The organism is Quadrisphaera sp. KR29 (assembly GCF_052644995.1).
The window spans coordinates 78,364-96,843 of sequence record NZ_JBQXXG010000007.1; the positions used below are offsets into that span (position 1 = coordinate 78,364).

At 75.2% G+C, this 18,480-nt stretch carries 19 protein-coding genes; 14 read left to right on the plus strand and 5 right to left on the minus strand.

Annotation, left to right across the window (positions count from 1 at the left end; translation table 11 throughout):
* The first annotated feature begins 72 nt into the window (after nt 1-72).
* The 12 genes from ACUN9U_RS08410 to ACUN9U_RS08465 all read left to right on the plus strand — a co-directional run bounded on the left by ACUN9U_RS08410 (nt 73) and on the right by ACUN9U_RS08465 (nt 12,776).
* Nucleotides 73-1,095: a MetQ/NlpA family ABC transporter substrate-binding protein gene (locus ACUN9U_RS08410; protein WP_445484488.1), complete on the plus strand. Its 1,023-nt coding sequence runs from the start codon at nt 73-75 to the stop codon at nt 1,093-1,095.
* Complete coding sequence (locus ACUN9U_RS08415) at nt 1,092-2,174, plus strand: methionine ABC transporter ATP-binding protein (RefSeq protein ID WP_445484489.1); 1,083 nt, start codon at nt 1,092-1,094, stop codon at nt 2,172-2,174. The genes ACUN9U_RS08410 and ACUN9U_RS08415 overlap by 4 nt, the downstream gene beginning before the upstream one ends.
* Nucleotides 2,167-2,829, plus strand: a complete 663-nt coding sequence (locus ACUN9U_RS08420; RefSeq protein WP_445484490.1) for a methionine ABC transporter permease — start codon at nt 2,167-2,169, stop codon at nt 2,827-2,829. Before ACUN9U_RS08415 ends, ACUN9U_RS08420 begins: the two co-directional genes overlap by 8 nt.
* Complete coding sequence (locus ACUN9U_RS08425; RefSeq protein ID WP_445484491.1) at nt 2,826-4,019, plus strand: hypothetical protein; 1,194 nt, start codon at nt 2,826-2,828, stop codon at nt 4,017-4,019. The genes ACUN9U_RS08420 and ACUN9U_RS08425 overlap by 4 nt, the downstream gene beginning before the upstream one ends.
* Nucleotides 4,016-5,305: an acyl-CoA dehydrogenase family protein gene (locus ACUN9U_RS08430; protein ID WP_445484492.1), complete on the plus strand. Its 1,290-nt coding sequence runs from the start codon at nt 4,016-4,018 to the stop codon at nt 5,303-5,305. The genes ACUN9U_RS08425 and ACUN9U_RS08430 overlap by 4 nt, the downstream gene beginning before the upstream one ends.
* Nucleotides 5,306-5,317: 12 nt before the next feature.
* Entirely contained in the window at nt 5,318-6,733 is a 1,416-nt protein-coding gene (locus ACUN9U_RS08435) for an LLM class flavin-dependent oxidoreductase (RefSeq protein WP_445484493.1), read from the plus strand.
* A 19-nt stretch (nt 6,734-6,752) separates the two neighbouring features.
* Nucleotides 6,753-7,937 carry an NAD(P)/FAD-dependent oxidoreductase gene (locus tag ACUN9U_RS08440; protein WP_445484494.1) on the plus strand — a complete coding sequence of 395 codons (1,185 nt, stop codon included), beginning with the start codon at nt 6,753-6,755 and terminating at the stop codon, nt 7,935-7,937.
* A 93-nt stretch (nt 7,938-8,030) separates the two neighbouring features.
* Nucleotides 8,031-9,035 (plus strand): ATP-binding cassette domain-containing protein, encoded by a 1,005-nt coding sequence (locus tag ACUN9U_RS08445; RefSeq protein ID WP_445484495.1) that lies wholly within the window; start codon nt 8,031-8,033, stop codon nt 9,033-9,035.
* A complete protein-coding gene (locus ACUN9U_RS08450; protein ID WP_445484496.1) occupies nt 9,032-9,913 on the plus strand; it encodes a hypothetical protein in 882 nt (293 codons plus the stop codon). The genes ACUN9U_RS08445 and ACUN9U_RS08450 overlap by 4 nt, the downstream gene beginning before the upstream one ends.
* Nucleotides 9,914-10,007: 94 nt before the next feature.
* Nucleotides 10,008-10,676, plus strand: a complete 669-nt coding sequence (locus ACUN9U_RS08455; protein ID WP_445484497.1) for a TetR/AcrR family transcriptional regulator — start codon at nt 10,008-10,010, stop codon at nt 10,674-10,676.
* The gene (locus tag ACUN9U_RS08460) at nt 10,673-11,962 is read left to right on the plus strand and encodes a glycosyltransferase (RefSeq protein ID WP_445484498.1); all 1,290 of its coding nucleotides are present in this window, start codon (nt 10,673-10,675) and stop codon (nt 11,960-11,962) included. Before ACUN9U_RS08455 ends, ACUN9U_RS08460 begins: the two co-directional genes overlap by 4 nt.
* A 37-nt stretch (nt 11,963-11,999) precedes the next feature.
* Nucleotides 12,000-12,776: an SDR family NAD(P)-dependent oxidoreductase gene (locus tag ACUN9U_RS08465; RefSeq protein ID WP_445484499.1), complete on the plus strand. Its 777-nt coding sequence runs from the start codon at nt 12,000-12,002 to the stop codon at nt 12,774-12,776.
* Between the two features lie 98 nt (nt 12,777-12,874).
* Here ACUN9U_RS08465 and ACUN9U_RS08470 read toward each other — a convergent pair whose 3' ends face one another.
* Nucleotides 12,875-13,291: a Rid family hydrolase gene (locus tag ACUN9U_RS08470; protein WP_445484500.1), complete on the minus strand. Its 417-nt coding sequence runs from the start codon at nt 13,289-13,291 to the stop codon at nt 12,875-12,877.
* A gap of 73 nt (nt 13,292-13,364) precedes the next feature.
* On the opposite strand from ACUN9U_RS08470, the gene ACUN9U_RS08475 reads away from it, so the two are divergent.
* Nucleotides 13,365-13,793 carry a winged helix-turn-helix transcriptional regulator gene (locus ACUN9U_RS08475; RefSeq protein ID WP_445484501.1) on the plus strand — a complete coding sequence of 143 codons (429 nt, stop codon included), beginning with the start codon at nt 13,365-13,367 and terminating at the stop codon, nt 13,791-13,793.
* Between the two features lie 112 nt (nt 13,794-13,905).
* Here the strand turns inward: ACUN9U_RS08475 and ACUN9U_RS08480 are convergent, their stop codons facing one another.
* The 4 genes from ACUN9U_RS08480 to ACUN9U_RS08495 all read right to left on the minus strand — a co-directional run bounded on the left by ACUN9U_RS08480 (nt 13,906) and on the right by ACUN9U_RS08495 (nt 17,209).
* Nucleotides 13,906-15,849 (minus strand): SpoIIE family protein phosphatase, encoded by a 1,944-nt coding sequence (locus tag ACUN9U_RS08480; RefSeq protein ID WP_445484502.1) that lies wholly within the window; start codon nt 15,847-15,849, stop codon nt 13,906-13,908.
* Between the two features lie 226 nt (nt 15,850-16,075).
* Nucleotides 16,076-16,249: a CsbD family protein gene (locus ACUN9U_RS08485; RefSeq protein WP_445484503.1), complete on the minus strand. Its 174-nt coding sequence runs from the start codon at nt 16,247-16,249 to the stop codon at nt 16,076-16,078.
* 91 nt (nt 16,250-16,340) lie between these two features.
* On the minus strand, nt 16,341-16,526 hold the full coding sequence (locus tag ACUN9U_RS08490) for a hypothetical protein (RefSeq protein WP_445484504.1): 186 nt from the start codon (nt 16,524-16,526) through the stop codon (nt 16,341-16,343).
* Nucleotides 16,527-16,879: 353 nt separating this feature from the next.
* Nucleotides 16,880-17,209 (minus strand): helix-turn-helix transcriptional regulator, encoded by a 330-nt coding sequence (locus ACUN9U_RS08495; RefSeq protein ID WP_445484505.1) that lies wholly within the window; start codon nt 17,207-17,209, stop codon nt 16,880-16,882.
* A gap of 317 nt (nt 17,210-17,526) precedes the next feature.
* On the opposite strand from ACUN9U_RS08495, the gene ACUN9U_RS08500 reads away from it, so the two are divergent.
* A complete protein-coding gene (locus tag ACUN9U_RS08500; protein ID WP_445484506.1) occupies nt 17,527-18,420 on the plus strand; it encodes a GAF and ANTAR domain-containing protein in 894 nt (297 codons plus the stop codon).
* Nucleotides 18,421-18,480 lie beyond the last annotated feature (60 nt).

The following is an 18,480-nucleotide window of genomic DNA, read 5'->3' on the forward strand; positions in this document are numbered from 1 at the left end:
GCCTCCGGAGACCCCACACCCCACACCGCACACCCGCGTCGCGCTGACGCGCCCCCGCACCGGAGGACACCCATGTCTGCGAACAGCACCCCCACGCCCCAGCCCGAGCACTCCGACCAGCAGCCGAGCGACCTGCGGGCCGCCGTCGCCGCCCGCGGCAAGCGGCGCCGCAACGGCGTCATCGCGGCGGTGGTCGGGGCCCTGGCCGTGGCCGGCGTCGCCACCGGCGTCGCCGTCGCCAGCACCTCGGGAGGCTCGGCCGAGGCCGCCGGCGCCGCAGCCGGCGGAGACGCCCCCGCGGAGCGCTACAGCCTCGACCTCGCCGTGGCCGAGGACACCCAGTTCCAGGACGCGATCAAGGAGGTCGCCGCCGAGAAGGGCCTCGACCTCACCTGGACCAACGTCGACGACTGGGTGCTGCCGAACACCGAGCTGGTGGCGGGGACTGTCGACGGCAACGCGTTCCAGCACGTGCTGTACCTGTCGGCCTTCAACCGCGAGAACGGGGCCGACATCACCCCGGTCTTCTCCACCGTCATCACCCAGTGGGGCATCTTCTCCTCCACCCTCGACGACGTCGCCGCCATCCCCGACGGCGGCCGGGTCGCCATCCCCGACGACCCCTCCAACGGCGGCCGCGCCCTGGGGATCCTCGAGGCCGCGGGGCTCCTGGAGGTCGACGACGCCGCCGGCGTCTTCCCGACCACCGAGGACATCACCGCCAACCCCAAGGGCCTGCAGTTCGTGGAGGTCCCGGCGCGCAACATCCCGCAGAACTTCGACGACCCGAGCCTGTCGGCAGTGGTGGTCGGCACGTCCTACTTCGACCCCTCCCAGGGCGTGACCAAGGACGACGCGCTGTACCTGGACGACTCGCTGGCGCAGAAGAACCTGCCCTACGTCAACGTGGTCGCGACCACCGCGGACAAGGCCGACGACCCGGCCTGGAAGGTGCTCGAGGAGGCCTACGCCGACCCGCGCGTCGAGGAGGCCCTGGACGCCGAGAACTTCGGCAACACCGTGCTCGTGGACGTGCCTGTGCAGGAGCTTCGCGACACCCTCGCCGACCTCGAGGCCCAGGGCGCCGCAGCGTGACCACCGCGATCGAGTTCGACCGCGTCTCGAAGGTCTTCGGCAGCGGCGCCCGCAGGGTGGAGGCCCTGCGCGAGGTGTCCCTGTCGGTCCAGAGGGGCCAGATCCACGCCGTCGTCGGGTACTCAGGGGCGGGCAAGTCGACCCTGCTGCGCACGGTCAACGGGCTGGAGAGGCCGACCAGCGGCCGCGTGGTGGTCGAGGGCCAGGACATCACCGCCCTGAGCGGCAAGGAGCTCTACGCCGCTCGCCAGCGCACCGGGATGATCTTCCAGCAGTTCAACCTCCTGAGCGCCCGCACGGTCTACGGCAACATCGCCTACCCGCTCAAGCTGGCGGGTCTGGGCCAGGAGGCGGTGCTCGACAGGGTCGAGGAGCTGCTCTCCTTCGTCGGGCTCACCGACAAGGCCCTCGCCCACCCGTCCCAGCTCTCGGGCGGGCAGAAGCAGCGCGTCGGCATCGCGAGGGCGCTGGCGACCAGGCCGCAGACCATCATCGCCGACGAGGCGACCAGCGCCCTGGACCCCGCCACCACGGCCGAGGTCGCGGCGCTGCTGCGGCGCACCAACGAGGAGTACGGCGTCACGGTGCTCCTCGTGACGCACGAGATCGACGTGGTGCGCGACATCGCCCACCGCGTCACGGTCATGGACGCGGGACGGGTGGTGGAGGACGGCACGACCTACGACGTCTTCTCCCGCCCGCAGCACCCCGTGACCCGCCGGTTCGTCTCCTCGGTGCTGCGCTCGGTGCCCGACGCCGGAGCGCTGGCCACCATCCGCAAGGTGCACCGCGGGCGGCTCGTGCAGCTGCACGTGGAGGACCGCGAGACCGACCACCCGTTCCTGTCCGAGGTGGCCCGGCGCACGGGGGTGGACCTCAACGTCGTCTACGGAGGGGTGGAGGAGCTGCAGGACAAGCTCTTCGGCAGCCTGACCCTGGAGCTGCTGGGCGCCCCGGGGGCCGTGGAGGCCGCCGTCCAGCAGCTGAGGGCGAGCACCACCGTGGTGGACCTGGACGCCGGCGCCGCACCCGCCGCGCCGGCGGCGCGAGCCCCCGAGGAGGTGGCCGTCCGTGCGTGAGTTCGACCTGGAGACCTTCCTGCCGCGCTTCTGGCAGGCGCTCGCGGACACCGCGGTGATGACCGTCGTGTCGTTCCTGGTGGCCGGGGTGCTCGGGGTGCTGCTCGCCCTGTGGCTGTACGCCTCCAGGCCCGGGAACATCCTGGAGAACCGCGTCGTGTTCGCGGTGCTCAACTTCGTCATCAACCTCGTGCGGCCGGTGCCGTTCCTCATCGTCGCCATCGCCGTCGTGGGCCTGACGCGGCTGGTCTTCGGCACGGGCCTGGGCCCGCTGCCCCAGACGCTGCCGCTGTCGATCGTGGCGAGCGTCGCCATCGCGCGGGTGGTCGAGTCCAACCTCGTGGCCGTGCCCCCGGGCGCGGTCGAGGCGGGCACCGCCATGGGCGCCAGCCCCGCGCGCGTGCTCTTCACCGTCGTCGTCCCCGAGGCCCTCGGGCCGGTCGTGCTGGGGCTGACGTACATCCTCGTCGCGCTGCTGGACGCGACGGCGGTCGCGGGAGCGCTGGGCGGCGGGGGCTTGGGGTACCTGGCCCTCAACTACGGCTGGGCGCGCTTCGACTACACCGTCATCGTCATCGTGGTGGTCACCCTGGTGGTGCTCGTGCAGGCCGTGCAGGCCGGCGGCAACCTCCTCGCGAGGAGGGTGATGCATTGAGCACGGCCCCCACCCTGCTGCGCGCGCCCGCCTTCGACGAGCCGGCCTTCGCCGCGCTGCTGGCGCGCGCCAGCGCCGACGCGGTGCAGCGGGAGCAGGCGCGCACCCTGCTGGGCGACCAGCTGGGCGAGCTGAGAGCACTCGGCTTCGGCGCCCTGGCCGTGCCCGTCGAGCACGGCGGGCACGGCGCCTCCTTCCACGACGTCCTGGAGCGCGTGGTGCGGCTGTCCGCCGCCGACGCCAGCCTGGGGCACGTCTGGCGCGGGCACATCGCCTTCGCCGAGGCGCTGCGCCTGGACGACCCCGCGCACGCGAGCCGCTGGTACCCGCGCCTGGTGCGCGGCGACTTCGTGGGCAACGCCCAGTCCGAGCGGCAGCCCACCGCGAAGCTCGAGGCGCGGGTGCTGCGCGGCCCCGACGGCGTGCTGCGGCTGACGGGCCGCAAGTACTACACGACCGGCAGCATCTACGCGGACTGGATCCACGTCGCCGCGCTCGACGACGACGGCGAGCGCGTGTCGCTCACGGTCGGCGCCTCACGCCCGGAGGTCACCAGCACCGACGACTGGGACGGCTTCGGGCAGCTGCTCACCGGCAGCGGCACCACCGTCTTCGACGCCGTGCCGGTGGACCCCCGGGAGGTCCGCGCGGCCGGCGAGGAGGCGGAGCGCTGGCACCACCTGGGGTCGGTCTTCCAGCTGTGCCTGCTGGCCGTCGTCGCGGGCGTCGCGCAGCGCGCGCTGGAGGACACCACCGCCTTCGTGCGCGGACGGCGCCGCACCTTCGGCTTCGCCGGGGAGACCCTCCCCCGCGAGGACGCGCTGGTGCAGCTGGTGGTCGGCGAGCTGAGCTCCGCGGCCTCGGCAGCGCGCCGGCTCGTGCTCTCGGTGGCCCGCGACGTCGACGCCGCGGTCGCCGCCCCGCCGCCGGAGCGCCGCGAGGCGCTGGCCGCGGTGCAGCGGGAGGTGTTCCGGGCCCAGGACCTCGTGCCGCGCCTGGTGCTGGACGCCTCCACGCGCCTGTTCGAGGTGGGTGGCGCCTCCGCGCTGTCGACGGGTGCTGGGCTGGACCGGCACTGGCGCAACGTGCGCACGGTCGCCTCCCACAACCCCGCCATGCAGCGCACCCGAGCGGTGGGCCTGTGGGAGCTGTCCGGCGAGCTGCCCGACTGGAAGGCCCCCGGACGATGACGACGACCGCCGCGCCGACCCCTCCGACAGCTCCTCCGCCGACGCCGGCAGCGCGGTCGGCCGGCGCTCTGCCCCTGCCTGCGGGCACCCGGGAGCTGCTCGACCGCTACGCCGGCGTCCTGGACGCGGTCGGCGCCGGTGCGGTGCGCCGCGAGCGGGAGCGGCGCCTCCCCCTGGGCGAGGTCGAGCTGCTGCGCAGCTCGGGGTTCACCCGCACGACCCTGCCGCAGGAGCTGGGCGGTGACGGCACCGGCTACGAGGGGCTCTTCGAGCTGCTCACCGAGCTGGCGCGGCGCGACTCCAACCTCGCCCAGGCGCTGCGCTCGCACTTCTCCTTCGTGGACCGGACGCTGCTGGCGGCGCCGTCGCGCTCGCGCACCGCGCGGCTGGCGCTGCTCGCCGGCGGTGCCGTGCACGGCAACGCCACCTTCGAGCGCTCCAGCGCCGCCAGCGGAGGCGCACCCGGCGCGGCCCTGACCCGCGACGAGCACGGCCTGCGGCTGGACGGCACGAAGTACTACAGCACCGGCACCCTGTACGCAGACCTCGTCTCCGTGGCCGTGCCCGACCCCGAGCCGCCTCCCGGGCGCCCGGCCGGGACGGTGGGCGTGCTGGTGCGCACGGACGCCCCCGGCGTGCGCCGCCTGGACGACTGGGACGGCTTCGGCCAGCGCCTGACCGGCAGCGGCACCACCGTCTTCGAGGGCGTCCGCGTGCACGAGGACGACGTCGTCGAGCGCGGTGCCCCCGGGCACGCCGGGGCCTTCGTGCAGCTGGTGCTGCTGGCCGTGCTGGCGGGGATCGCCCGCGCCGTCGTCGACGACGCGGTCACCTACGTGCGGGCCCGCACCCGCCGCTTCAGCCACGCCAGCGCGAGCAGCGCGGCCGAGGACCCGCTGGTGCAGGAGGTGGTCGGCGACCTGTCGGCCCGGTCCGCAGCGGCCACCGCCGCCGTGCGGCAGGGCGCCGCTGCCCTGACGGCCTCCGGGAGCGCCACCACCGCCGGCGCGCCCGCCGAGGAGGTGGCCGAGCTCGTCGGCGCTGCGGACCTCGTCGTCGCGCAGGCGCAGCTGGTGGTGCTCCCCCAGGTGCTGGCGGCCGCCACCGACCTCTTCGAGGTGGGCGGCGCCTCGGCGCTCGCTGCCGACCTCGCCCTGGACCGGCACTGGCGCAACGCCAGGACCGTCGCGTCCCACAACCCCGCCCGCTACAAGGCCCGAGCCCTCGGGGACCACCTGCTCAACGGCACCCCGCTGCCGTCGTGGTGGACCGTCGGCGAGGGCTGACCAGGAGACCCCGTGCCCGGAACCTCCCCGCACGAGCCGAAGCAGCTCGTCCTCAACCTGTTCGAGATGAACACGGTCAGCCACATCACCCACGGCCTGTGGCGGCTGCCCGGCAACAACCGCCACCGCTTCGGCGACCTCGACTACTGGACCGAGCTGGCCCAGCTGGCCGAGGACGGCGGCTTCCACGCCGTCTTCCTCGCCGACGTGGTCGGCGCGTACGACACCTTCCGCGGCGGCCCGGAGACCGCGATCCGCGAGGGGCTGCAGATCCCCTCCAACGACCCGCTGCTCGTGGTCCCCGCCATGGCCGCCGTCACGCGGCACCTGGGTTTCGGCATCACGTTCTCCACCACCTACGAGCCGCCGTTCGCCTTCGCCCGCCGCATGTCGACGCTCGACCACCTCACCCGGGGCCGCGTCGGGTGGAACGTGGTGACCTCCTACCTGCCCAACGCCGCCCGCAACTTCGGGCTGGCCGACGAGGTGCCGCACGACCGGCGGTACGAGATCGCCGACGAGTTCCTCGACGTCACCTACAAGCTGTGGGAGGGCTCCTGGGACGACGACGCGGTGGTCGCCGACGCCGAGGGCGGGGTGTGGAGCGACCCCTCGAAGGTGCGCCGCATCGACCACGTCGGCGAGCACTACCGCGTCCAGGGTCCGCACCTGAGCGCGCCGTCGCCGCAGCGGACCCCGGTGGTCTTCCAGGCGACGGGGTCACCGGCGGGCACCCGGTTCGCCGGCAAGCACGCCGAGGTGGTCTTCACGGGCGGGCGCACCGCGGCCGACTTCCGCGCCAACGCCCAGCGGATGCGCGACGCCGCTGCGCTGCACGGGCGCACCGCTGACGACGTGAAGTTCATCGTGCAGGCGGGCGTCGTCGTGGGCCGCACCGAGGAGGAGGCCGCCCGCACGTGGGAGGAGTACCGCCGGCACTCCAGCGTGGAAGGGGTCCTGGCCCACCGCGGCTACCCCCTCGACCTGCCGAACCTGCCGCCGCAGCTGCGCGTGGTCGACGCGCTCGACCAGGCGGGGCTGCCGGCCAGCGCGCTGCCCGGCGTCTCCCCCGAGACCACCGTGGGCGAGGCGCTGCGCGCGGTCGCCGAGCAGCGGGAGGACCGCTACTTCGTCGTGGGCACCCCGACGGTGGTCGCCGACGAGATCGAGCGATGGCTGGACGAGGACGGCGTCGACGGCATCAACCTGCGCCAGTACCACTCCTTCGACACCCTCACGCGCTTCGCCGAGCTCGTGGTGCCCGAGCTGCGCCGCCGCGGACGCCTGGCGGAGCGGCCCGAGCAGCCGCAGACGCTGCGGGAGGTCCTGTTCGGGCGCGGCCCACGACTGCCCGCCACCCACCCCGCGAGCCGGTACCGCGGTGGCGCTGGCCTCGACGCTCCCCTCGCGCCCCTGCGCCTCACCTAGGCCCCCGGAGGTCCGGACGGTGGCTCGCAGCGTCATCGTGGTCGGCGCCGGCATCACCGGCACCGCCACGGCCGATGAGCTCGCTGCCCGCGGCGTGCGGGTCACCGTGCTGGACCGCGACGGCGACCACCCCCGCGGCTCCACCGCCTTCGCCCCCGGCTTCGTCGGGCTCTACAACGACGCCCCTGTGCTCACCGACCTCGCTCGCGCCTCAGCCGCGGTCTACGACGTCGCGGGAGCAGGGTTCGAGCGCCGCGGGGGCCTGGAGCTGGCGACCAGCGACCCCGGGGCCCGCGAGGTGCAGCGCCGGGTGGGAGCCGCCCAGGAGGCAGGACTGCCCGCCCACCTGCTCTCACCGGACGCGCTCCCCCTCGAGGTCACGAGCTTCGTCGACACCTCCACCGTGGTCGCCGCCGGCCACTTCCCCGACGACGGTGTGGCCTCGCCGAGGGTGCTGACCGCCGCGCTGCGCGCCCGTGCCGGGGAGTGCGGCGCACGCTTCGCCGCCGGGGAGGTCGCCGCCATCGACGTCGCCGGCGCGGTGGGCGCTCCTGACCGGGTGCGGGTGCGCACGCGTGCCGGCCTGACCCTCACGGCGTCCGACGTCGTGCTGGCGGCAGGGGTGTGGGGACCGCACCTGGCAGCGATGACCGGGCTGGGCCTGCCGCTCTTCCCGGTGGCCCACCCCTACACCCGCTCCGCACCCCGAGCGGACCTGGTGCCGGGCCCGTTCGTGCGCTGGCCGGAGCACCACGTCTACGCCCGCGTCCACGGCGACCGCCTCGGCACCGGCTCCTACGACCACGCCCCGGTGTCCGTGGAGCAGGCGGACCTGGTCGGGGGCGCCGGCCTGGCGTGGCGCGACGACTTCGACGGCGTCGTCGACGCCGCCCAGCGACTGCTGGTCCCCCGGGCCCGGTCTGCTCCGGCGCACCGGGTGAACGGCGTCTTCGCGATGACTCCGGACAACCTGCCGTTCGTGGGACCCCACCCGCAGCTGGAGGGGGTGTGGGTGGCGCAGGCGCTGTGGGTGACGCACGCCGCCGGCGCGGCGAGGCACGTGGTCGCGGCCGTCCTCGACGGCGCACCGCTGCCGCGCGAGCTGGCGGTGGACCGCTTCGCGACCGGTGCGGCGTCGGACGAGGACCTGCGGCGCGCTGCGCTGAGGCTGTACCGGGACATCTACGCCAACGACAGCGCCTAGCTGTACCTAGCCAGACACCCTCCCCCGGTGCTTGACCATCGTGTCCGCTGCTGCTCCAATGTGAGTGAGCACTCACTCACATTGGAGCCTGTGATGACGACCACCGCACCACCGCCGACGACCTCCGGGTCGCCCTCGGTCAGGACCACGGGGCTCGGCCGGACCTTCGGCGACCTGCGAGCCGTCGACGACCTCACCGTCGCCCTGCCTCGCGGCGGCGTCGTCGGCCTGGTCGGCCCGAACGGCTCGGGCAAGTCCACGCTCATCCGCATGCTGCTCGGGCTGATCCGGCCCAGCAGCGGTGAGGCGCAGGTCCTCGGGGCCCCGATCGACGACCCCACCGCCTACGCCGGCCGCGTCGGCGCCCTACTCGAGGCCCCCGCCTTCTCCCCGGCCCTGTCGGCGCGGGCCAACCTCGTCTCCCTCGCCCGGCTGCGCGGCCTGCCCCTGGAGCGGGTCACCCAGGTGCTGGGCGAGGTGGGCCTGCTCGGGCGCGAGAGCGAGCCCGTCAAGCGCTACTCGCTGGGCATGAAGCAGCGACTCGGCATCGCCGCCGCGCTGCTGCCCGACCCCGACCTGCTGCTGCTGGACGAGCCCACCAACGGCCTGGACCCCGCCGGGGTGGTGGAGGTCCGCGCCCTCCTGCAGCGCCTGGGGTCCCAGGGCCGCACCGTGGTGGTCTCCTCCCACCTGCTCACCGAGATCGAGGCCGTCTGCACGCACCTCGTGGTCGTGCGCTTCGGCGTCCTGCTGTTCTCCGGTCCCATCGGGGACCTGCTGACCAGGGCCGTGACCCGCATCGACCTGCTGGCCGAGCACGACGCGGACGGTGACCGGCTGCTCGAGGTCGCGCGCACCCTCCAGCTCCCCGCGACCCGGCTCGACGACGGCGGGGTGCAGGTCACCGCCCCGGCGGACGCCGCCGCCGCCCTCAACCGCGCCGCGGCGCAGGCCGGGATCACGCTGCGCTCCCTGGTCGTGCGCCGCGAGAGCCTCGAGGCGGTCTTCCTGGCGATGACCGGCGACGACGCCGAGCTGTCAGCCTCCCGCGCCGCCGCGCAGCAGTCCCCCGCCGCCACCCGAGGAGCACGCCCGTGAGCACCCCGACCACTCCGACGAAGACCCCCGCCACCACGGGCACCCCGCCACGCGGCCGTGCTGGACGGCACCGCCCCAGCGCGGTCGGCGTCGTCCTCAGCGAGCTGGTCAGGATCCGCCGCCGCAGCGTCGTCCTGGGCTGGGTGGGCCTGACCGTGCTGTTCAGCGCCCTGGTCACCTTCGTGGCCTTCCAGGTGGTCGACCCGAGCGGCGCTGCACCGGGCAGCGCCCCCGGGGTGGCCTTCCCCAGCGCCGCCGAGCTGCTCAGCGAGCGCGGCGTCGTCGCGGGCGCCACCTCGGCGGCCTCCTTCCTGGGCGTGGTGACCCTGTCGTTCTGGGCCCTGGTCACCGCCAGCGACCACTCCACCGGCCTGGTGCGCCTGCTGGTGGCCGCCGAACCGCGCCGCTGGCGCCTGCTGGCCGGCAAGTGGCTGGCCCTGGCGCTGTGCACCGCCGCCACCACCGCCCTGGCCGTCGTCGTGGCGCTCGTCGTCGCGCCGGTGGCCGCCCAGGCCGGCGGATGGGACCCCCAGGCCTGGGGGACCGACGTCGGCGCGGTGGTCGCCTCGGCAGCGGTGGACCTGTTCTGCGCCCTGCTGGTGTGGGGCTCGCTCGGCATGGCGCTGGCCACGGTGACCCGCTCGGCGGGCGTGGCCATCGGCATCGGCGTCGGCTGGGTCCTGCTGGTGGAGGCCGTGCTGTCCGCCGCCGTCAGCGACCTGGCCGAGTGGCTGCCCGGCACGGCGCTGTCGTCGCTGGCCGCCGGGGGCACCGACGTCCTGTCCTCCAGCGGCGCCCTGGCGCTGGGGGCCGCCTACACCGCCGCAGCCGTGGCCGTGAGCCTGCTGGTGTTCACCCGCCGTGACATCACGGACTGACCGCGTGCCCGCCGGCACGGCCCACCCGCGCAGCCACCGCTCGCGCGGGCACCTGCCCGACGCGGATCCGAGCCACGTGCGCCAGGGTGCTCCGGTGAGCACCTCCCGCGGCGGGTCCACCCGGGCCGCCCTCATCAGGGCCACCACCGAGCTCGTCGGGGAGGTCGGCTACCACCACGCCACCACCAAGGCCATCGCCGAGCGGGCCGGGGTGGCCGAGGGCACCATCTACCGCCACTTCCCCGACAAGAGGGCGCTGTTCGCCGCCGCCGTCATGGAGGGCCAGCGGGAGGTCGCCGCGTGGATGGACGCGCTGCCCGCCCGGGCGGGCAGCGCACCGCTGGCGGACGTCCTCGCGGAGGTCTTCGTGCAGCTGTCGGTGCTGCGCGAGCAGGTCATCCCGCTGGAGAACGCGATGGCCGCCACCCCCGCGCTGGCGCAACCGGCGGGGAGCGGCCTCCCGGAGCCGGACAGGACGGCAGCCGACCTCGACCCGGCGTCGCTGGGCGAAGCCCTGGCCGAGCGCGGTGGCCCGCCGCTGGCGCTGGCGGAGTACCTGCGCGCGGAGCAGGAGCTGGGCACCCTGCGCGCCGACGTCGACCCCGCTCAGACCGCCGTGCTGCTGCTCGCCGCCTTCTACGGCCTGCAGACCAGTCCCCTGGCCGGCAGCGCAGGCCTGAGCGCTGCGCAGGTGCGCGACTTCGTCGACGTCGTGCTCCACGGCCTGGCCCACCCGGCCGGTCGCCAGGTGAGGACCTCGTGAGGACGGCGGTCGTCGCCTTCGACACCCGCGGCGGGGTGCAGCCCTACGTCGCCCTGGCCCGCGGGCTGGTCGAGGCCGGGCACCCCACCACGGTCGTCACCCACGAGGGCTTCGCCGAGCTGGTCACCGCCCACGACGTCCCGGTCGCCACCGTGCCCGGAGACCCCGCGGCCGTGGTGGCCGAGATGGCGACCGCGGGGGGCGGACGTCGCGGCAGCGCCGAGCGGCGCCGGCTGGTGCGCGAGGGGATGCGGCGCAGCACCGCGGAGGTCGCGGCCGGTGTGCTGCGCGCTGCGGAGGGCTGCGACGTCGTGCTGGCGGGCGTCGGCGGTGCGCTGACCGGGCGCCCGGTCGCCGAGCGCCTCGGCGTCCCCTTCGTCGAGGCGCACCTGCAGCCCCTCGGCCCGCCGACGGCCGCCTTCCCCGGCGTCCTGGCGCCAGGGCTGCCCGCCTGGACCGGCGGCCCCGGGCGGCGAGCCGGCCACCGGCTCACCGCCGTGGCGCTGCGGGCGGTGTTCGCCGGCGCGGCCCGCCAGGTCCGGGCCGAGCTGGGACTGCCGTCGCGTCCGGCGGCCGCGGCCGCCCGGGGCGACGGGCGGGGCGGGGGCGGCGTCGCGGTGTACGGCATCAGCCCGCAGGTGGTGCCGCAGCCCCCGGAGTGGGGACCGCGGCGCCGGGTGTGCGGCTACTGGTCCCTGCCCGCGGCGCAGAGCTGGAGCCCACCGGCGGAGCTGGTCGAGTTCCTGGACGCGGGACCGGTCCCGGTCAGCATCGGCTTCGGCAGCATGCCCGGCCGCGACGCCGAGGCGACCACCGCGGTGGTGCTCGCGGCGGTGCGCTCGGCCGGGGTGCGCGCCGTGCTGCTCACCGGGTGGGGCGGCCTGAGCGGCGCCGGACCGGGCGGCGCAGCGCTGGACGGCGGCGACGGGGTGCTCGCCCTCGCCTCGGCCCCGCACGACTGGCTCTTCCCCCGCGTCGCCGCGGTGGTGCACCACGGCGGGGCCGGCACCACCGGCGCTGCGCTGAGCGCGGGCGTGCCGGCCCTGGTGGTGCCGCACGGCGTGGACCAGCCGTTCTGGGGCTCGCGCGTGGCCTTCCTGGGGGCGGGCCCGCAGCCGCTGCCGCGCCGCAGGCTGGACGCCGCTCGACTGTCGGCCGCTCTCGTCCAGCTCACCACGGACGCCGGGATGCGGCAGCGGGCGGCGGACCTGGGAGCCCGGATCCGCGCCGAGGAGGGCGTCGCGGTCGCCGTGGACCACCTCGAGCGCCATGCTCTGGCCTCATGACCGCTGAGGTGCCCCGCGCCGGCGTCTGGTGGCTCGGGTGAGCCGCCGCGCCACCTCGCGCCGCTGGGACCACGAGCGTGAGGTCGTCCTCATCACCGGTGCGACCTCCGGCATCGGCGCGGGCATGGCGGCGAAGTTCCACGCCCGCGGCGCCCGCCTGGTCCTCACCGGACGCGACAGCGACCGCCTGCGGGCGGTGGTCGCGCGCCACCCGGGGGCGACGGGTGTGGTCATGGACGTCGCCGACCCCGCCTCGGTCGGTGCCGCGGTGCAGGAGGTCGCCGACGTCGTCCCGCACCTGACGACGCTGGTCAACAACGCCGGCGTCCAGCTCCGCCTGGACTTCGCCGCCCCGGAGCCCCCCGAGCCCAGCGCCTTCGGCGCGGAGATCGCCACGAACCTCACCGGCCTCGTGCACGTGACAGCAGCGGCCCTGCCGCTGCTGCGACGCGCCCCCCGGGCGCGCGTGGTCATGGTCGGGTCAGGTCTCGGCTTCGTCCCGCTCGTGCAGGCGCCGGTCTACTCGGCCACCAAGGCGGCGGTGCACTCCTTCTCGACCAGCCTGCGCCAGCAGCTCGCGCCCGTCGGCGTGCAGGTCGTGGAGGTCGTCCCCCCGGTGGTGCAGACCTCGCTGCACCGCCACATGCCGTCCCCGCCTCCGATGGCGATGCCGCTGGAGACCTTCCTGGACCGCACCTTCCGCGGGCTCGACGCCGGCCACCCCGAGGTGGCGGTCGGGTTGGGCCGCCTGTCCCAGGTCGGGGCACGGGTGGCCCCCGGGCTGCTGCTGCGCCTGGTCAACCAGCGCCGGTAGGTCGCTCGCGGTCTGGCGGAGCGCCTGGTCACCCCTCCCTGGGCGCGCCCGACGGAGACGACCGCTCCTCCGCGGGCTCCCCGCCCACGAGGCGCTGCTCAGGGCAGGACGGCGTCGACCTCCAGCTCCACGAGGACACCCGGCTCGAAGAGCACCTCCACCCCGATCAGCGACGCGGGCGGCATCGGCAGCGGCAGGCCGACCTCCTCGGCGACGGCGTGGACGCCGCTCATGAAGGCGTCCACCTGGTCAGGCGTCCAGCCCGCCACGTAGAAGGTCATGCGCACCACGTCACCGAAGCCAGCTCCGACGCTGGACAGTGCGGTGCGGGTGTTGCGCAGGACCTGGGCCACCTGACCGGCGAGGTCGCCGGGCGCGACGAGGGCGCCGTCGCCGTGCGCGGCGATCTGCCCGGCGACGCGCACCTGGCGGGTCCCGGAGGCCACGGCCACGTGGTGGTAGGGCGCGGGGTGCAGCAGCGAGGGCGGGGAGGACAGCAGGACGGGCACGAGCATCTCCCGGAGGTCGACAGGTCAGTAGCCCTTGGATACCTGGTCGCCTGCCGTCACTTCAACGAGACTAGGTGGCGTGAGGGACACCGACCCCGGCTCGGCGCACCACGCCTTCCAGATCAGTGCACCGCACCGCGAGCTGCTCGACCAGGTCCTGGACCGGTGGTCCATGGACGTGCTGGACGCGCTGTGCCGACGACCAGCCCGCTTCAGCGAGCTGCGCAGGGCCATCCCGGCAGTGACCCAGAAGTCCTTGACCGCGACGCTGCGCCGCCTGGAGCGCAACGGCGTGGTCGAGCGGGTGGTGGTGAGCACCCGTCCGGTGGCGGTGGAGTACCGCATCACGGCGCTGGGGAAGACGCTGCGCCCTCCGGTGGAGGCGGTGCTGGGGTGGGCTGCCGCTCACATGGACGAGATCCAGGCCGCACGCGAGCGCTTCGACGAGCAGGTGGAGACCGTGCCGCCTCCCGTCGCACCTCCTCCGGGCTGGCCCGCAGCCGGGTGACCGGCCCTGCGTGCCAGCGACGGTGGCGGTCGCAGCCGTTCGGGCGGCGACCTCCTCATGACGACCTCCGAGCCCGGCCGACGGCGGGCGCGGCGGGCGTCACGACACCAGGTCAGCGGTGCTCCACCGGTCGCGGTGCGTCGTCGACGGTGCCGCGCGTCCGCCTCGGCCCAGCCTCGGGTGGACGGGGCCGGTCCTGCGGGTGCAGGCGCACCGCCACCAGCGCGACGTCGTCCTCAGGGCGCTCGGACAGCATCCGCTCCAGCACCGCGTCGCACAGCGCCTCGAGCTCCAGCCCTCGCCCGGCGAGCGCCACGAGGGTCTGCTGCAGCCGGGCCAGGCCGAGCTCCAGGGACTGGTCGCGCCGTTCGACCAGGCCGTCGGTGAACATCAGCACCGTGGAGCCCTCCACGACCACCGCCTCGGCCTCGGAGCGCTCGGTCTCGGGCAGGACTCCCAGGAGCAGCTCGGACTCAGCGGCGACCAGCGGGGTGACACCCCCTGAGGGATCGAGCACCACGGGGGGTGGGTGGCCGGCGTTGGACCAGCGCAGCGTCCTGCCGGTACGGGGGCCCTGCCGCTCACCCTCCTCGTCGGTCTGCTCGAAGCGGGCCACCACGGCAGTGGCGGTGGTGGCGACCTGCAGGGTGCTCATGGCCCGGTCCACACCGGCCAGGACGGACGCCGGTCCGGCGCCCGTGGCGACGGCGATCCCGCGCAGCAGGGAGCGGACCTGCCCCATCGTGGCCGCGGCCCGGGCGTCGTGGCCCAGGACGTCACCGATGGTCAGGACCACCGCGCCGTCCGGCTGGAGGAAGGCGTCGTACCAGTCACCACCGACCTGCGTGGACTCCGCCGCCGGGGTGTAGCGCACCACCACCTGGAGGTGGTCCGACTGCACCGGAGCTGTCAGCATCGACCGCTGCAGGGCCTCGGACAGGTCGCGCTGCTGGCGGTACAGGCGGGCGTTGTCCAGGGCCAGACCGGCCCGGCCGGCCATGTCGGTGGCGGTGGCGACCTCGTCGGCGGACATCGGCGCCCGGCTCGCGCCGCTGGCCAGCAGCAGCACCCCCAGCGTGCGGCCGCGGGCGCGCAGCGGCAGCACCAGCAGCGACTCCGGTGCCAGCTCCACAGCCAGCTCCCGGACCCGGCCCGGGCCCAGCACGGAGGTCAGGTGCTCGGTGGCGCCAACGGTGACCCTCTGGACGACGCCGCCGCTGAGCGCACGGGCGAGCAGCGACCCCGGAGCCAGAGCCGCCAGCCGGGTCTGGGCGTACTCGGCGACGAGCGCCCGCTGCACGGGGTCGGCGTGCCAGCTGCTGATGTCGCGCAGCGCGCGGGTCCCACCGCTGTGCGGCCCGCCCTCGCGCGCGGGGTCGTCCAGCAGGCTGACGATGCACCAGTCCGCCAGCTGCGGCACCACCAGCTGGGCCAGGCGTCCCACGGCGTGCTCGGCGTCCAGGGAGGCGGTCAGCTCACCGGTCGCACGCGCCAGCAGCTCCGCGCGGGCGGTGGCCCGGCCGAGGTCGGCCACGAGCCGCTCGAGCTCCCGGGTGCGGTCGAACAGGTCGGCCTCCACCTGGGCGGTGCGCTGGCGCAGGCGCTCGTTCTGCTCGGTCGTCGTGCGCGCCCTCTCCCGGGCGTGGACGTACTCGGTGATGTCGTCCGAGCGGTGCAGCAGCCAGACCACCTCGCCGCGCTCGTCGAGGACCGGCACGTTGCGGGGGCTCCAGAAGCGCTCGACGTAGGTGCCGTCCGGCAGGGGGATGTCGTACTTCTGGATCGGCATCGTCACCGGCCGCCGGGTGTCTCGGGCGGTGGTCAGGGAGTCCCGCAGGTTGACCAGGCCGTCGGCGGCGGGGTCGTCGGGGTTCATCGGGAACACCTCGAACAGGCCGCGCCCGACAGTGCCCTCCAGCGTCGTCGCCGTGGCCTCCAGGCGCGCCCTGTTGGCGTGCACGATGACGAAGTCGGGCGTCAGCAGCAGCAGCGGAGCGGGCGTCTCGTCGAAGATGCGCCGGAAGTCGGGTTCGAGCGCCGGTGCCACGTGGTCCACCTCTCAGCAGGGCACCGTCGTGGTGCCGAGCCCCGGGGAGCCTAGGCCAGCCGGCAGTGACCTCGGAGCCAGTTCCCCGGGGGCCGAGGACCAGTGGGTCCTGCCGTGGAGACCGGTGTCACCCTCCACGCCGTCGTGGGCTGAGGACCGCCCCCCGCGGTCGTCCGCAGGAGCCCCAGGGGTGCCCAGCCGCTCTCCGGAAGGGCACCCCTGGGAGAGGAGCAGGTCAGGCCTTGAAGGCGTCCTTCACGTGCTCGCCGCGCTGCTTGGCGTCGGCAGCGACCTGGTCGCGCTGGCCCTGGGCCTGCAGGTCGCGGTTGTCGGTCTTCTCACCGACAGCCTCCTTGACCTTGCCCGCGGCGTCCTGGGCAGCGTTCTTGATCTTGTCGGCGGCAGACATGAGTCCTCCTCTGTTGGGGACCTCGATCATGCAACGTCCTTACGGCGTACGCACGCCCAAGCGCCCGTGGGACGAGGCGGTGCCGGCAGCCTCAGCCGCGGCCCGGGCCGGGGGGCGCGGAACCATCCCGGGGCACCGGCGGCTGGGTGCGGCCGACGGCCGGCGAGGACACGGCCGCTCCTGCGGACTGCTGCGCCGGAGCTGCCCCGGCCAGCAGGTGGTCCACGACGACGCCCAGCGCGGCGCAAGCCAGGTGCTCGGCGGTCTCGGGGTGCATCCCCAGGAGCGCGGGCAGGTCGCAGTCGATGACACGGGTCAGCGCCTCGACCAGCTCACCCCGCCCAGAGGCCCCTGGCTCCAGCAGGGCTGGCGAGGACTGCCGGCACGGCGGCGGCCTCGGCCGTGCCGTTCACGGGGTCCCTCACACGACCATGGTGCAGCCGCGGTGCTCCGGGCGCGACGATCGTCATCCGTCCGGGTCCGCCGGCTGCCTCGTCGCTCCGTCCGTCCCGCCGCGGTGCGGGGACAGCACCTCGGCCACGGCGACGATGAGGCCTCCGGGGCGCGACCTGTGCGACAGGCCGCCTGGCCGTCCACGGGCACGGTGGTCGCGGCCGGGTAGCTCACGCTTCAGGTCCGCAGGGTGCCGCTGGGCGGCACGCCGAACTCCCGCCGGTAGGCCGTGCTGAAGCGGCTGGGACTGGTCCAGCCCCAGCGACGGGCCACGGCCGCCACGGTGTCGCCGGCGGTGGCGTCGGCGGACTGCAGCTCCTCGTGGGCGCGCTGCAGGCGCGCTCGCCGCAGGTGCGCCATCGGGGACGTGCCGAGGTGGCGGGCGAAGGCCAGCTGCAGCGCCCGCGGCCCCACCCCGGACGCTCGGGCGATGTCGGTGAGGGTCAGCGGCTGATCGGCGTGGGCCTCGATGTGGGCCACCGCGCGGCGCACCACTGCGGGCGCCACCCACCCCGGCCGGCCGGCGAGCTCGTGGTGGTGTTCGGGAAGGTCGCCAGGGCGGTGACAGCCTCAGATCGGCCAGCGGTGCGCGACGACCCACCCGCGGCCCCGGCCCCCGGAGGCGCGAGGTCGCAGGACCCCTGACGGCTGGAGTCCTGGCAGCGACGCGGCACCTGTGGACCAGCAGGCAGGCGAGGGCTAGCGTCGGTGCCGGTCGAACAACCGGCCCCGTGCGGCCACCACCGGCTCCGTGCAGCCCCGGGGCTCCACCAGCGCCCCCCGGGTGCGCGGTGCGCAGGCGGCTGCTGAGCGAAGGCCCAGCGATGGACGTCGAAGACCACGGCACCACCCCCCACCCCGGCCAGACGCACGAGCCCGACCAGAGGGCCGGTGCTTCCACCGACGGGCGGTCCGCACGCGCCGGCCGCCACCGCGCCGAACCCTCCACCGCTGACTCCGGCGCCGCGGCGGATCTGGACGTCCTGGCCCGCCAGCTCGCCGACCTGGCCCGGGACCTGCAGGGCGCTGCCACGGCCCAAGACGTGCTGGACCGGGCCGTGGCCACCGCGGTCGACCTGGTCCCCGGGGCGGCCGCGGGCAGCATCTCCTTGGTGCGGGCCCGGCGGCAGGTGACCTCCGTCGCTGTCACCGACCCCGCCGGGCGCCGCCTGGACGAGCTGCAGAACGAGGTCGGCGAAGGGCCCTGCCTGGACGCCGCCTTCGCCCACCGCAGCACCCGCGTGGACGACCTGGCCGCTGAGACCGAGCGCTGGCCGGCGCTGGCCGCGCGGGCCGCCGAGGTGGGGATGCCGAGCGTGCTGTGCCTGCAGCTGTACGTCGACGGGGACAACCTCGGCGCGCTGAACCTGCTCGGCGCGCAGGCGGGCGCCTTCAGCGACGCCTCCGAGCACGTGGGACTGCTGCTGGCCGCGCACGCCGCGGTCGCGGTCGCTGATGCGCAGAAGCAGGAGAACCTGGGCCGCGGGCTGGCCAACCGCGACGTCATCGGGCAGGCCAAGGGCATCCTCATGGAACGCCACAAGCTCAGCCCTGACCAGGCCTTCGCGGTGCTGTCCCAGCTCAGCCAGGACCTCAACCGCAAGCTGTACGACATCGCCGCGGACCTGAGCGCCACCGGTGAGCTGCCGGGCCGCCCGCGCAGCACCGCCGGTGGCCGCACCCCGCGGCCACCGTCGTCCTCCCCGTCCCGCCACTGACCTGGACCACCACCGATGGGGGGCCACCGACGAGGACCACCGATGAGGGGCCACCGATGA

Excerpts from the sequence above, each read along its gene's own strand:
- ACUN9U_RS08410 (WP_445484488.1), top strand. The coding sequence starts at position 73 with ATGTCTGCGAACAGCACCCCCACGCCCCAGCCCGAGCACTCCGACCAG.
- ACUN9U_RS08430 (WP_445484492.1), top strand. The coding sequence starts at position 4,016 with ATGACGACGACCGCCGCGCCGACCCCTCCGACAGCTCCTCCGCCGACG.
- ACUN9U_RS08445 (WP_445484495.1), top strand. The coding sequence starts at position 8,031 with ATGACGACCACCGCACCACCGCCGACGACCTCCGGGTCGCCCTCGGTC.
- ACUN9U_RS08470 (WP_445484500.1), bottom strand. The coding sequence starts at position 13,291 with ATGCTCGTGCCCGTCCTGCTGTCCTCCCCGCCCTCGCTGCTGCACCCC.
- ACUN9U_RS08485 (WP_445484503.1), bottom strand. The coding sequence starts at position 16,249 with ATGTCTGCCGCCGACAAGATCAAGAACGCTGCCCAGGACGCCGCGGGC.
- ACUN9U_RS08490 (WP_445484504.1), bottom strand. The coding sequence starts at position 16,526 with ATGCACCCCGAGACCGCCGAGCACCTGGCTTGCGCCGCGCTGGGCGTC.
- ACUN9U_RS08500 (WP_445484506.1), top strand. The coding sequence starts at position 17,527 with ATGGACGTCGAAGACCACGGCACCACCCCCCACCCCGGCCAGACGCAC.